The organism is Lentzea sp. NPDC005914 (assembly GCF_040629405.1).
In the GTDB taxonomy this organism is placed as follows: Bacteria; Actinomycetota; Actinomycetes; order Mycobacteriales; family Pseudonocardiaceae; genus Lentzea.
On the sequence record NZ_JBEXVQ010000053.1, the window covers coordinates 50,227 to 62,319 of the forward strand.

Annotated in this window: 10 protein-coding genes and 1 pseudogene; 2 read left to right on the plus strand and 9 right to left on the minus strand. The window is 68.1% G+C overall.

Translation table 11 applies throughout. The annotated features are described in order from the left end of the window. Positions 1-12: 12 nt before the first annotated feature. Positions 13-435: pseudogene (locus ABZ345_RS43960) on the plus strand (VTT domain-containing protein); the annotation flags it as partial. 20 nt (positions 436-455) lie between these two features. Here ABZ345_RS43960 and ABZ345_RS43965 read toward each other — a convergent pair. From ABZ345_RS43965 to ABZ345_RS43990, 6 genes are all read right to left on the minus strand, one after another. Further along, positions 456-1,037, minus strand: a complete 582-nt coding sequence (locus tag ABZ345_RS43965; protein WP_359861129.1) for a helix-turn-helix domain-containing protein — start codon at positions 1,035-1,037, stop codon at positions 456-458. 68 nt (positions 1,038-1,105) lie between these two features. Continuing rightward, on the minus strand, positions 1,106-2,182 hold the full coding sequence (locus ABZ345_RS43970; RefSeq protein WP_359861146.1) for an oligopeptide/dipeptide ABC transporter ATP-binding protein: 1,077 nt from the start codon (positions 2,180-2,182) through the stop codon (positions 1,106-1,108). A 26-nt stretch (positions 2,183-2,208) separates the two neighbouring features. Continuing rightward, on the minus strand, positions 2,209-3,207 hold the full coding sequence (locus ABZ345_RS43975; RefSeq protein WP_359861131.1) for an ABC transporter ATP-binding protein: 999 nt from the start codon (positions 3,205-3,207) through the stop codon (positions 2,209-2,211). Positions 3,208-3,213: 6 nt separating this feature from the next. Further along, positions 3,214-4,137: an ABC transporter permease gene (locus ABZ345_RS43980; protein WP_359861133.1), complete on the minus strand. Its 924-nt coding sequence runs from the start codon at positions 4,135-4,137 to the stop codon at positions 3,214-3,216. 5 nt (positions 4,138-4,142) lie between these two features. Beyond that, the gene (locus ABZ345_RS43985; protein WP_359861135.1) at positions 4,143-5,147 is read right to left on the minus strand and encodes an ABC transporter permease; all 1,005 of its coding nucleotides are present in this window, start codon (positions 5,145-5,147) and stop codon (positions 4,143-4,145) included. A 41-nt stretch (positions 5,148-5,188) separates the two neighbouring features. Continuing rightward, a complete protein-coding gene (locus tag ABZ345_RS43990) occupies positions 5,189-6,868 on the minus strand; it encodes an ABC transporter substrate-binding protein (RefSeq protein WP_359861137.1) in 1,680 nt (559 codons plus the stop codon). A gap of 216 nt (positions 6,869-7,084) precedes the next feature. Here ABZ345_RS43990 and ABZ345_RS43995 point away from each other — a divergent pair, with 216 nt between their 5' ends. Then, positions 7,085-10,363: a BTAD domain-containing putative transcriptional regulator gene (locus ABZ345_RS43995; protein ID WP_359861139.1), complete on the plus strand. Its 3,279-nt coding sequence runs from the start codon at positions 7,085-7,087 to the stop codon at positions 10,361-10,363. On the opposite strand, the gene ABZ345_RS44000 is transcribed toward ABZ345_RS43995, so the two are convergent. From ABZ345_RS44000 to ABZ345_RS44010, 3 genes are all read right to left on the minus strand, one after another. Further along, a complete protein-coding gene (locus ABZ345_RS44000; RefSeq protein ID WP_359861141.1) occupies positions 10,342-10,815 on the minus strand; it encodes an AAA family ATPase in 474 nt (157 codons plus the stop codon). The two genes, ABZ345_RS43995 and ABZ345_RS44000, sit on opposite strands and share 22 nt — an antisense overlap. Before the next feature lie 41 nt (positions 10,816-10,856). Beyond that, on the minus strand, positions 10,857-11,465 hold the full coding sequence (gene recR, locus ABZ345_RS44005) for a recombination mediator RecR (protein ID WP_359861142.1): 609 nt from the start codon (positions 11,463-11,465) through the stop codon (positions 10,857-10,859). 73 nt (positions 11,466-11,538) lie between these two features. After that, on the minus strand, positions 11,539-11,841 hold the full coding sequence (locus ABZ345_RS44010; RefSeq protein WP_359861148.1) for a YbaB/EbfC family nucleoid-associated protein: 303 nt from the start codon (positions 11,839-11,841) through the stop codon (positions 11,539-11,541). Positions 11,842-12,093: the final 252 nt, after the last annotated feature.

Below are 12,093 nucleotides of genomic sequence, written 5' to 3' on the forward strand. Positions count from 1 at the left end.
CGTTCACCGATCATGAGCACCACAGCCGCCAGCCTCGTCGTGCTGTTCCTGGTCGCCGTCGTGCCACTGGCACCGACGGAGGCCGTGCTCATCGGCGCCGGTGTCCTGGCCGCGTCCGGTGAGGTCCCGCTGTACCTCGTGGTCGCCGTCGCCGCCGCTGGATGCCTGGCCAGCGACATGATCAACTTTACGATGGGCCGCCGGATGGGCATGAGGGCCCTCGACCGGGTCAACAAGAACGCCAAGGCGCGGGCGATGGTCGTGTGGACCGCCGACCAGCTCGCGTCCAAGGGCGAGACGATCCTCATCGCGGCGCGGTTCCTGCCGGCGGGCGGCATCGTGGGCGCGTTGCTCGCGGGGGCGCTGAAGTGGCCGCTGAGGCGCTTCGTGCCGGTCGCCGCGGTCGGGTCGGCGCTGTGGAGCCTCTACCCCGCCGCCGTCGGCTACATCGGCGGTCAGATCGTCGACGAGGCCTGGCTCGCGATGCTGCTGTCGTTCGCGGTGGCCACGCTCATCTCCATCCCGGTCGGCATGGTGATCCGTGCGCGCAACGCCGACCGCACTCTCTCGTACGCCGAAGCGTCGTCGTAGAGCACCGCGAACCGGTCCGCGGCGGTCAGCAGAGCGTCCACTTCGAACGCCATCTGCGCGTCACCGCACAGCCGTTCCAGCAGTGAGAACCAGCGCAGGTTGAAGAGCATCAACGCCTCGCGCACGCGGCCGGGGCGGGCAGCGAACTCCGAGCGCGTCACGACGAAGAAGCAGCCTCCGGGGAACACGCGCCGCTTCGAGTAGTCGAGCCAGCGCCCGCACAGGTCCAGCAAGGTCCCACCGGCGATCACCACCTCGCGCGAGAAGATCTCCGCGGCGACGTGGACGGTGGAGATCTGCAGCTCCTCCTTCGACCCGAAGTGCGAGAACACCCCGCTCTTGCTCATGCCGAGCTCGACCGCGAGCCGCCCGATCGTGACGCCCTCGAGGCCGTCCACCGACGCGATCTCCGCGGCCCTCAGCAGGATCGAGCCACGACTGTCCATTCGCCCAGGGAAGCGCCGAACCCTGGAGAAACGAACGGGGCCACCTCGAAAGGTGGCCCCGGATCGTCTTACGGGTTCAGCGCCTCGGTGACGGACGCCGGTCCCACGAGCGGGACGTCGGGCGAGATGCCGTCGTCCTCCTCGACCAGGATCGGCTTCACCTCGTGCGGCTGGATCTCGCCGGACTGGATCTGCTCGGCGTAGTGGCACGCCACCTTGTGCCCCGGCTTGAGCTCCCGCAGCACCGGGCGTTCGGTGTCGCAACGGGACGCCTGCCGCCACGGGCACCGCGTGTGGAACCGGCATCCGGTGGGCGGGTTGGCCGGCGACGGGAGGTCACCGGCGAGCAGGATCCGTTCGCGCCGGTCCTCGATCACCGGGTCGGGCACCGGGATCGCCGACAGCAGCGCCCGCGTGTACGGGTGCAGCGGCTCGGCGTAGAGGTCCACCGCGGTGGCCTCCTCGACCAGTCCGCCGAGGTACATCACGCCGACCCGGTCGGAGATGTGCTTCACGACGGCGAGGTCGTGCGCGATCACCAGGTAGGTCAGGCCGAACTGTTCCTGCAGCTCCTCGAGCAGGTTCACGACCTGCGCCTGCACCGACACGTCCAGCGCGGACACCGGCTCGTCGGCGACGATCAGGTCCGGCTCGAGCGCCAGTGCCCTGGCGATGCCGATGCGCTGCCGCTGACCGCCCGAGAACTCGTGCGGGTACTTGCGCAACGCGGTGGACGGCAGGCCCACGGCCGAGAGCAGCTCGCGCAGCCGCTTCGACGTGGACTCCTTGCCCTTGTCCATGTCGTGCGCCCGCAGGCCCTCGACCAGGATCGACTCGACGGACTGGCGCGGGTCCAAGGACGACAACGGGTCCTGGAACACCATCTGGATCCGGCGCCGCATCTTGCGCAGTTCTTCGCCCTGGAGCGAGGAGAAGTCCTGGCCGTCGAAGACCATCTTGCCCGCGGTCGGCTCGTTGAGCCGCAGCATCGCCCGCCCGAGGGTGGACTTGCCGCAGCCGGACTCGCCGACCAGGCCGTAGGTCTCTCCGCGCTTGATCTCCAGGTCCACGCCGTCGACCGCGTAGACGTACCCGACGGTGCGGTCGATGAAGACGCCGCGCTTGATCGGGAAGTGCACCTTCATGTCCTGGACGGACACCAGGGTCTCGCTCACACCGGCACCTCCTCGGCTGCGGGAGTTCCCGGAACCACCGGGTTGTGGCAGCGGAGCAGGCGGCCCAGCTGGTCTTCCTCGGCCGGCGTCTCCGTGCGGCAGATGTCCAGCGCGTTCGGGCACCTCGGTGCGAACGCGCAGCCCTGTGCCCACGGGATGTTGTCCGCGACCGAGCCCCTGATCGGCGTCAGCTTCTCGCCGGGCGCCGCGTCCAGGCGCGGGATCGAGGCCAGCAGGCCGTGCGTGTACGGGTGGCGCGGCTCGGCGAAGAGCTTGTGCCGCATGGCCTTCTCGACCACCTTGCCGCCGTACAGCACGTTCACCTCGTCGCACAGCCCGGCGACGACACCCAGGTCGTGGGTGATCATCACGAGCGCGGTGCCGAGGTCCTGCACCAGTTCCTTCATCAACGACAGGATCTGGGCCTGGATGGTCACGTCCAGCGCCGTCGTCGGCTCGTCCGCGATCAGCAGCTTCGGCCGGCACGCCAGCGCGATCGCGATCAACGCGCGCTGCCGCATACCGCCGGAGAGCTGGTGCGGGTACTCCTTGAGCCGCCGGTTCGGGTCCGGGATGCCGACCTTGTCGAGCAGGTTCTTCGCCTCGATCATGGCTTCCTTGCGGGACATGCCGCGGTGCCGTTCGAGCACCTCGGTGACCTGCAGGCCGATCGGGACGACGGGGTTGAGCGACGACAGCGGGTCCTGGAAGACCATGCCGAGCTCGCTGCCGCGCTTGTCGCGCATCTGGCGGTCCGACAGCTTCAGCAGATCCGTGCCGTCGTAGGTCACGCTGCCGGTGACCAGGGCACCGCGCTTGGGCAGCAGACCCATGATTGCCAACGATGTCACGGACTTGCCGCAGCCCGACTCGCCGACCAGGCCGACGGTCTGACCTGGCTCGACGTCGAAGCTGACGCCGTCGACCGCGATGAACGGCTCCTCGCCCCGGCGCTGGAACACGACGGAGAGGTCACGTACTTCGAGCAGTGCCACGACGACTCACCGCCTGTTCTTCGGGTCGAGGGCTTCGCGCAGGGTCTCGCCCATGAGCGTGAAGCCGAGCGCGACGATGATGATGCAGATCGCGGGGTACGCGGCGAGGTGCGGATGCGTGTCGAACACGTTCTGCACGTCACCGAGCATCTGCCCCCACTCCGGGATCCGGTCGTCCGGGTTGCCGAGGCCGAGGAACGACAGCGCCGCCGCCTCGATGATCGCGGTCGCCAGCACCAGCGTGGACTGCACGATCACCGGGCTGAGCGAGTTCGGCAGCATGTGCCGGAACACGATCGCGCCCTTCTTCACGCCGAGCGCGGTCGCCGCCAGCACGTGGTCGCTGTGCCGTTGCGCGAGCATCGAGCCTCTGAGCAACCGGGCGAACACCGGGATCTGCACGATCGCGACCGCGAGGATCACGGTGAACTGGCTGGGCTTCGCGAACATCGCCGCGATCGAGAACGCCAGCAACAGCGACGGCAGCGACAGCATGACGTCGACCAGTCGCATGACGACCGAGTCGACCCAGCCGCCGATCGCGCCGGCCAGCGTGCCGAGGATCAACCCACCGGTCAGGCCGATCAGCGTCGCGCCGACACCGACGATCAACGTCTGCTGCGAGCCGACCAGCAGCCGGGACAGGAAGTCGCGGCCCTGCAGGTCACCGCCGAGCGGGTGGCCCGGCTGGGAGGGCGGGATCTCGTTGCGCGCCTTGACGACCTGGTCGATCAGCATCGGGTCGGACGGGCTGTGCGGTGCGAGCCACGGCGAGATCAGCGAGACCACGATGAAGATGCCGATGATCACCGCGCCGGTGAGGAACACCGGGCTGCGGCGCAGCCTCTTCCACGCGCTCGCGGCGAGCGAGACGCCCGCGCTCTCGGCGAGGTCGTCGATCTTTTCCTTCTTGGAGACTCCGAGTGTCACTGCGCTCACCTCGTCCTGATGCGCGGGTCGATGAGCGCGTACGAGAGGTCGACCAGGAGGTTGACCACGACGTAGACGATCGTGGCCATGATGATCAACAACAGCAGCACCGGGTAGTCACGTCTTTCGAACCCGATGGCGAGCGCTTGGCCGACCCCCGGGATCGAGAACACCTTCTCGGTGAGCACGGCGCCGGAGAGCAGCGCACCGGTCTGCAGACCGATCGTCGTGACGACCGGCAGCATCGCGTTGCGCAGCACGTGCCGGCGGCGGATCACCTGTGCGGTGAGGCCCTTGGACTCGGCGGTGCGCACGAAGTCCTCGTCCAGCACGTCGAGCACGGCCGCGCGGGTGATCCGGAAGATCACCGCGAACGGGATCGTGGCGAGCGCGATCGAGGGCAGGATCAGGTGTTCCAGCGCGTCGAACGTCGCGTCCCACTCACCGGTGAGCACGCCGTCGAGGGTGAAGAACCCGGTGACGCGGGTGGCGTTGATGTCGCCCTGCCGGCCCTGCGACGGCAGGCCGAGACCGACCGATGCCGCGTCCTTGAGCACGTAGGCGAGGAAGAACACCGGCACCGCGACACCGATGAGCGAGCCGATCACGCTGAAGTTGTCGAACAGGCCGCCACGGCGCTTCGCCGCGAGATAGCCGAGCGGAACACCGACCGCGACCGCGATCACGATCGCGAAGAAGCTGAGCTCGATCGTCGCGGGGAACCGCTGCAGGAAGATGTCGAGCGCCGAGTCACCGGGCTGCACACCGGTGGAGACGCCGAAGTCGCCGGTCGCGGCGCGACCGAGGAACTTGAAGTACTGGACGAAGATCGGCTGGTCGAGGCCGAGCTGCTTGGTGAGTTCGGCTGCCTTCTCCGGAGTAGAGCGATCTCCCAGGAGGGCCGAGACCGGCCCTCCTGGGAGAAGTCGCATCCAGGAGAAGAGCAGCAGCGAGAGCACCAGCACCACGCCGACCAGCTGAATCAGCCGTCGAATCGTGTAGCGGAGCACTGAGCTACCCCGTTGTTCTCTTGTGGTGGGAGCTGGTCAGCTCAGCCCTTGGAGGCCGAGCCGAACTTCTCGTCGGTCAACGGGCTCGGGACGACACCCTTGATGTCCGACTTCAACACCAGAGCGGGCGGGGAGTGCGAGATCGGGATCGCCGGGAGGTAGTCCTCCATGATCCGCTTGTTGATCCCCTCGTAGAGCGACTTCCGCTTGTCCTTGTCCGGCTCGGAGTTGGCCTTGGCCAGGTCCTCGGCGAGCGTCTTGCCCCACGGCGACACACCGGTGTTGAAGCGGTTGTCGGTGCGGCCGAAGAACGTGCCGACCCAGTTGACGGGCTGACCGTTGTCACCGGTCCAGCCGAGCAGGAACAGGTCAGGGATGCTCTGGTCGACGTCGGTCAGGTAGCCGCCGTTCCACGGCTTCGTGACCGTCTCGATCGTGATGCCGGCCTTCTGCAGGTCGCCGGAGATCGCGCCGAACAGGTCCTTCGGGGACGGCATGTACGGGCGGGTGACCTCGGACGGCCAGTAGAACTTCAGCTTCAGGCCCTCGGCGCCGGCTTCCTTGAGCAGGCTCTTGGCCTTCTCCACGTCGTACGGAGCGGCCTTGAGGTCCTTGTTGTACCCGGCGACGGTGTCCGGCATGAACTGCGTCGCGACCTTGGCACCCTCAGGCAGCTGCGACTTGACCAGCTGCTCCCGGTTGATCGCGTACATCAGGGCCTGACGGACCTTGAGGTCGGCGAGCTTCGGGTTGTTCTTCTGGTTGATGCCCACGTAGAAGACGTTGAACGCCGGGCGGATCGCGACGTTGAAGCCGTCGGACTTCAGGCCGGCCCAGTCAGCCGCGTTCGGCAGGTCGTAACCGTCGATGTCGCCGGCCTTGATCGCCTGCTTGCGGGCGGTCTCGTCCGGGATGATCTTGAAGACGATCTTGTCCAGCTTGGCCTTGGTGCCCCAGTAGTCCTCGTTGCGCACGAGTTCCACGGTGTTGTTGGCCTTGTCGTACTTGCTGAACTTGAACGGGCCCGTGCCAGTCGGGTGCTCGTTCGCGTAAGCCGGGTAGGTGAACGCGTCACCGGCGGCCTGGACGTTGTCCGCGTCGTACTTCTTCAGCGCGTCCGGGCTCGACATCGAGAACGACGTGAAGCCGAGGACGTCGGGGAACTGCGAGTTGACCTCAGCGAGTTCGATGACAGCTGTCTTCGCGTCCTTCGCGGTGCAGGACTTGTACAGCGAGGGCTTGTCCGGCGTGTCCTTGAACCCGCCGAAGTTGTCCAGCCAGTACTGCGAGACGGCGTCGCTCTGTCCCGCGCCCTTCTGGTTGTACCAACGCTCGAAGTTGAAGCACACGGCCTCGGCGTTGAACGCGGTGCCGTCGTGGAACTTCACACCCTCCTTGAGGGTGAACGTCCACGTCTTCGCGTCGGAACTGGACTCCCACTTGGTGGCCAGCGCGGGCTCGACCTCGGCGGTGCCCGGCTTGAAGCCGACCAGACCCTCGTACATCTGGCGAGAGACCCGGAAGGTCTCGCCGTCCGTCGCGTAGAACGGGTCGAAGAGCTTCGGCGCGCCGGCGGCACCGAAGGTCAGCGTCCCGCCTTCCTTACCGCCACCACCAGAGTCGCGCTGGGATTGCGCGCAACCGGACAGGGCCAGCGCGCTGACGCTGAGGAAGCCGATCGCGGCAACCCAACGGCGGCGAGCCGTTACTGAGTGGACCATCAAACACCCCTTGGACAATCCGCACATCTCACGGTGTGGTCGCCGACCATAACCGTTGTAGATACCCCCTCCGGGGCTACTCAGGTCACGATCCGGCCACTAGACCAGGCATTCTGATACGTCCGGCGCACGTCCGCTGACCCAACGTGAGCACGGCAGATGCGTCGAACGCTCTCCTAGGCTGTAGAAACAACTACGACACGCGGAGGAGGTCGCATGAGCAGGCAGGTCGAGTTCCGCGTGCTCGGCCCGCTCCAGGTCCTCCTCGACTCCGAACCACTGCTGGTCCGCGCCGGTCGTCAGCGGGCGCTGCTGGTGTCGTTGTTGCTGCGTGCGGGCACGTCGGTGTCCGTGGACGAGCTCGCCGGGAACGTGTGGGGCGACGACCCACCGGCCCGTGCTCGAGCTACTTTGCAGACCTATGTGATGCGCCTCAGACAGCTGCTCGGGCCGTCGGTGCCGATCAGAACCGTTCCAGACGGGTATCTGATCGACGTCGACGAGAAGACGATCGACCTGATGCGCTTCGAGCCGTTGATCGACCAGGGCGAGCAGGAGCGCGCCGCCGGGAACCTGCAGGCCGCCTCTGCCGCGTTCACCGCCGCCCTCGGGCTCTGGAGGGGTCCGGCACTGGTCGACGTGCCGTCGGAGATCCTGCACCGCGACGAGGTGCCTCGGCTGAACGAACGCCGCCTGCACGTGCTGGAACGCCGGGTCGAGGTCGATCTCGAACTGGGTCGCCACGGCGAGCTGGTGGCCGAACTCTCGCGACTGACCAGCGAGCACCCGTTGCGCGAACGGTTCTGGGCGCAGCTGATGGTGGCGCTGTACCGGTCCGGGCGGCAGAGCGAGGCACTGGCCGCCTACCAGCGGGTTTCCCGTCTTCTGGGGGACGAGCTGGGCATTGATCCCGGCGACGAGCTGCGGCGCGTGCACGGCCAGGTGCTGTCCGGGTCGATCGACGCGGTGGCCGCGGCATCGGCCGGTGCGCCGGTCGTGGCTTCCAAGCCGGAACGGGTCGTGCCGTCGCAGCTGCCCGCGGACATCCCGGACTTCGTCGGCCGCGACGAGGCCGTGTCGTTGATCGTCGCGCTGCTGCGGACCGCGCAGGGTGTGCCGGTCGTCACACTCGCCGGGCCTCCCGGGGTGGGCAAGACGGCGCTGGCCGTGCACGCCGCGCACCGGATGCGGGCGGACTTCCCTGACGGTCAGCTGTACGTCAACCTGCGCGGATACGCTCCCGGACCGCCGTTGAGCGCGGTGGACGTGCTGCCGCGGTTCCTGCGCGCTCTCGGGACCGAACCGGACCAGGTGCCGTTGGACCAGGACGAGCAGGAGGCGATGTTCCGGTCGACCCTGACCGGTCAGCGCGTGCTGTTGTTGCTGGACAACGCGTCTTCGGCCGAGCAGATCCGGCCTCTGCTGCCGGGGTCGCCGGGATGCGCGGTGCTGGTGACCTCGCGCGACACGTTGCGCGGACTCGCCGTGTCGCACGCGGCGTCGAACGTGCGGCTCGACGTGCTCGACTGGAAGGAGACCAAGGCTCTGCTGGCGGGGATCCTGGGCGCGGACGAGGTGGCGTCCCAGGAGGAGGCCGCCGCCGAGCTGGCCGCGTTGTGCGCGCACCTGCCATTGGCTTTGCGTATCGCCGCGGCGAACCTCGTGTCACGTCCGGAGCTGTCCATCGCGGACTACGTGGAGGAGCTGCGGGCGGGCAACCGGCTCGCGGCGCTGGCGGTCGAAGGCGACGAACGGGTCGCGGTGCACGCGGCGTTCGACCTGTCCTACACGGCCCTGAAGCCCGAGCTCGCGCAGATGTTCCGGCTGCTGTCCCTGGCCCCCGGCACGGACTTCACGCCCGAGATGGCGGCCGCGTTGTCGGGGCTCACCACTCAGGACGCTCGCCGTCGGCTCGACCGGCTGGCCACCGCGAACCTGATCGCGAACCACGCGCCGTCGCGCTACCAGTTCCACGACCTGCTGCGCGACTACGCGGCCGAGCGCCTGGCGTTCGAGGAGGGCCGCGCGGACTCGCGTCTGGCGTTGCGGCGGCTGGTCGACTGGGCGGTGCGCTCGGTCGACAACGCGACGTCCGCGATGAAGTCGACGTTGTTCCGCTTCCCGCGGCCTGCTCCGTTGGACGGTGTGCTGCCGCGGACGTTCAGCACCTCGACCGAGGCGTTGACGTGGCTGGACGTCGAGCGCGCCAACCTGGTGGCCCTGGTGGCGCACGCGGTCGAGCGCGATCCCGAGAACTCGCCGTGGCAGCTGGCAGACGCGTTGCGCGGCTACTTCTACACGCAAGGCTTGGCCGCGGAGTGGCGTGAGACGGCCAAGGCCGGGCTGCTGGGGGCACGCGCGCCGCGTGAAGAGCTCGGCCAGCTGGCGATGCTGTCGTCGTTGGGGACGCTGTACTGGGTGACCGGGCAGCACCGCAACGCTCTCGGCTACTACCAGCAGGCCATCGCGTTGCAGGAACACATCGACCTGCCCGAGGCCGAGGCCGCCGTGCTGTCCAACGCGGGCAGCGTCTACATCGACCTCGGCGAGCTCGAACACGCCGCCGACCACCTCGAACGCGCCCTGGTGATCACCCGCCGGATCGGCGCGTTCCAGGTGCAGGCCAACGCGCTGTTCAACCTCGGCGGCGTCTACATGCAGCTGGGCCAGCTCGACCGCGCCGCGGCGACGTTCGAGGAGGCCCTGGAAGCGGGCACGCGCATCGACTCGTGGATCACCCAGGCGAACTCCATGCGCGCGTTGGGCGAGGTGCACGCGTGGCGCGGCCGTCCGGACCAGGGCGCGTCGTACTTCGTGCGCGCGAGCGAGCTGTACGAACGTGCGGCCGCCCGCAACTTCGGCCACACGGTGCACGAGGGCATGGCGATCACGCTGATCATGCGCGGCCGGTACGACGAGGCGGCCGTCGAGGCTTCCCTGGCGATGCAGATCGCGCACGACCTGGAGAACGTCAAGAGCGTCTGCGACGCGATGAACCTGCTCGGACGTGCCCTGGAAGGCGCGGGCAGGCTCGACGAGGCGATCGAGCAGTTCTCGTCGGCGCTCGCGATCGCGGTCGAGACCGGCTACTCGTGGGGCAGCTGCTCCGCACGTCGCGGCCTCGCGTCGGCGTACCGCGGCGCGGGCCGTTACGCCGAGGCGCTGACGACGGCGACCTCGGCGCTGGTCGAGGCGGGGCGGTCGCAGTTCCGGCTGGCGGAGATGGAGGTGCTGCTCGTGCTCGGGCGAACCCACCTCGACACGTCCGACGCCTCCGGTGCGCTGGAGTGTGCTCTGCGGGCATCAGATGTCGGCTCGGATTCCGGTCACCGCTGGGTGTACGCGCGCGCTCTGCAACTGGCCGGCGACGCGTCCGCCGCGTTGGGCGAGGTGGACGCGGCTCGCGGGTACTGGGCGTCGTCGCTGGAGGTGTTCAGCGAGATCGGAACGCCCGAGGCTCTCGTGGTCCAGGCTCAGCTCGAGGTCACGACGTAGTCGGCTCTGGCCCTGGTCTCGTCGACCGCGAACCAGCCTCTTTCGTACTGCTGCCAGCGGATGAAGTGCTTCCGGCTCGGTTCGCCGTCCCTGGCCACCGCGCGTTCCAGCCTCTGCTGCTCGTCCCCGTGCTCGACGAAGATCGCGAGGCTGAGTCTCGTGTTCGCTTTCCTGGCCGAGGAGAAGCCCTCCAGGATGATCGTCCCTTGAGGACTGAGCGTGACCTCTTCGCCCTCTTCGATGCACGGAAAGCCTTGGGACCAGTCGGTTTTCCGGTAGCTGCCGGTCTTGCCGTTGGCTACGTCGGTGAGGGCATTGGTGAGTCTCGGCCACCACCGCGTGGTCGGGTCGTCCCACGTGGCGAAGTGGTCGGTGCTGATCAGCTGGGCGCCGAGTTCCTGGGCGAGGTTCTGTGCGAACGTCGACTTGCCCGCGCCCGACGGGCCGTCCACCGCGACCAGGCGGGTGTCGCCCAGTCGCGGTGGGGTCCTGGCTACATGCTCCGGCGACCAGATAGCGCACGCCCCAGGGTGAGCTCGTCCGCGAACTCCAGGTCGCCGCCCATCGGCAGGCCGCTGGCCAGCCGGGTGACGGTCAGGCCCGGGAAGTCCCTGAGCATCCGGACGAGGTAGGTGGCCGTGGCCTCGCCCTCGGTGTTCGGGTCCGTGGCGATGATGACCTCGGAGATGTCCACGCCGTCGGTGGCCGTGCCGATCCTGTTGAGCAGCTGGCGGATGCGGAGCTGGTCCGGTCCGACACCGCTGAGCGGATCGAGCGCGCCGCCCAGGACGTGGTAGCGGCCCTTGAACTCCCTGGTGCGCTCGATGGCCTGGACGTCCTTCGGCTCCTCGACCACGCAGACCAGGGCCAGATCGCGCTTGGGATCGCGGCAGATGCGGCACCTGGTCTCCGCGCTCACGTTGCCGCAGACGTCGCAGAAGACCACGCCTTCCTTGACCTTCTGGAGTGCGCTTTGGAGCCGCTCGATGTCAGCGGGTTCCGTTGCCAGGAGGTGGAAGGCGATTCGCTGGGCGCTCTTCGGGCCTACGCCCGGGAGTCTGCCCAGCTCGTCGATCAGGTCCTGTACTGGGCCCTCGTACATTGGGATGCCGTCTCTTCGCCGTGTCTTCGCGGTGTCTTCGCCGGTCTGGTCGCCGGTTCCGGTCGCCGGGCTTTCAGCCGAGCAAGCCGCCGAGGCCGCCCTGGGCCAGTGGGCCGAGCTTCTGCTCCACCAGCTGCTGAGCCCTCTGGTTGGCGTCCTTGATTGCGGCGATCACCAGGTCCTGGAGGGTTTCTACGTCCTCCGGGTCGACGATTTTGGGGTCGATGGTGAGGTTGATGAGCTCGCCGCCGCCGGTGACGGTCGCGGTCACGAGGTTGTTGCCCGCGTTGCCGGTTACCTGGGTGTTCGCCAGCTCTTCCTGGGCGGTTGCCATCTGCTGCTGCATGTTCTGGGCCTGCTGGAGCAGGGCCTGCATGTCGAACTGACCGGGTTGCACCGCTGGTCCTCTCTCGCTGCGCGTGGGATGTGTTCCAGCGTACGGGGTTTGGGTTGTTCGGCCTGGTTGTGGGGGCGCGTGCGGTGCGGCTTTGTGTGGGTTGGCTTGCGATCCGCGGCTTTGTGGGTGGGTCGCGTTGCGTTTGGCGAGTCACGTTTTAGGGCGCGGGGCTCCGCCCCGGACCCCGCCAATCTGATCAAAGACCAGCCAGCGCCGCTTGCGGGTTGATGG

Excerpts from the sequence above, each read along its gene's own strand:
- ABZ345_RS43965 (WP_359861129.1), bottom strand. The coding sequence starts at position 1,037 with ATGGACAGTCGTGGCTCGATCCTGCTGAGGGCCGCGGAGATCGCGTCG.
- ABZ345_RS43970 (WP_359861146.1), bottom strand. The coding sequence starts at position 2,182 with ATGAAGGTGCACTTCCCGATCAAGCGCGGCGTCTTCATCGACCGCACC.
- ABZ345_RS43990 (WP_359861137.1), bottom strand. The coding sequence starts at position 6,868 with ATGGTCCACTCAGTAACGGCTCGCCGCCGTTGGGTTGCCGCGATCGGC.
- ABZ345_RS43995 (WP_359861139.1), top strand. The coding sequence starts at position 7,085 with ATGAGCAGGCAGGTCGAGTTCCGCGTGCTCGGCCCGCTCCAGGTCCTC.
- recR (WP_359861142.1), bottom strand. The coding sequence starts at position 11,465 with ATGTACGAGGGCCCAGTACAGGACCTGATCGACGAGCTGGGCAGACTC.
- ABZ345_RS44010 (WP_359861148.1), bottom strand. The coding sequence starts at position 11,841 with ATGCAGGCCCTGCTCCAGCAGGCCCAGAACATGCAGCAGCAGATGGCA.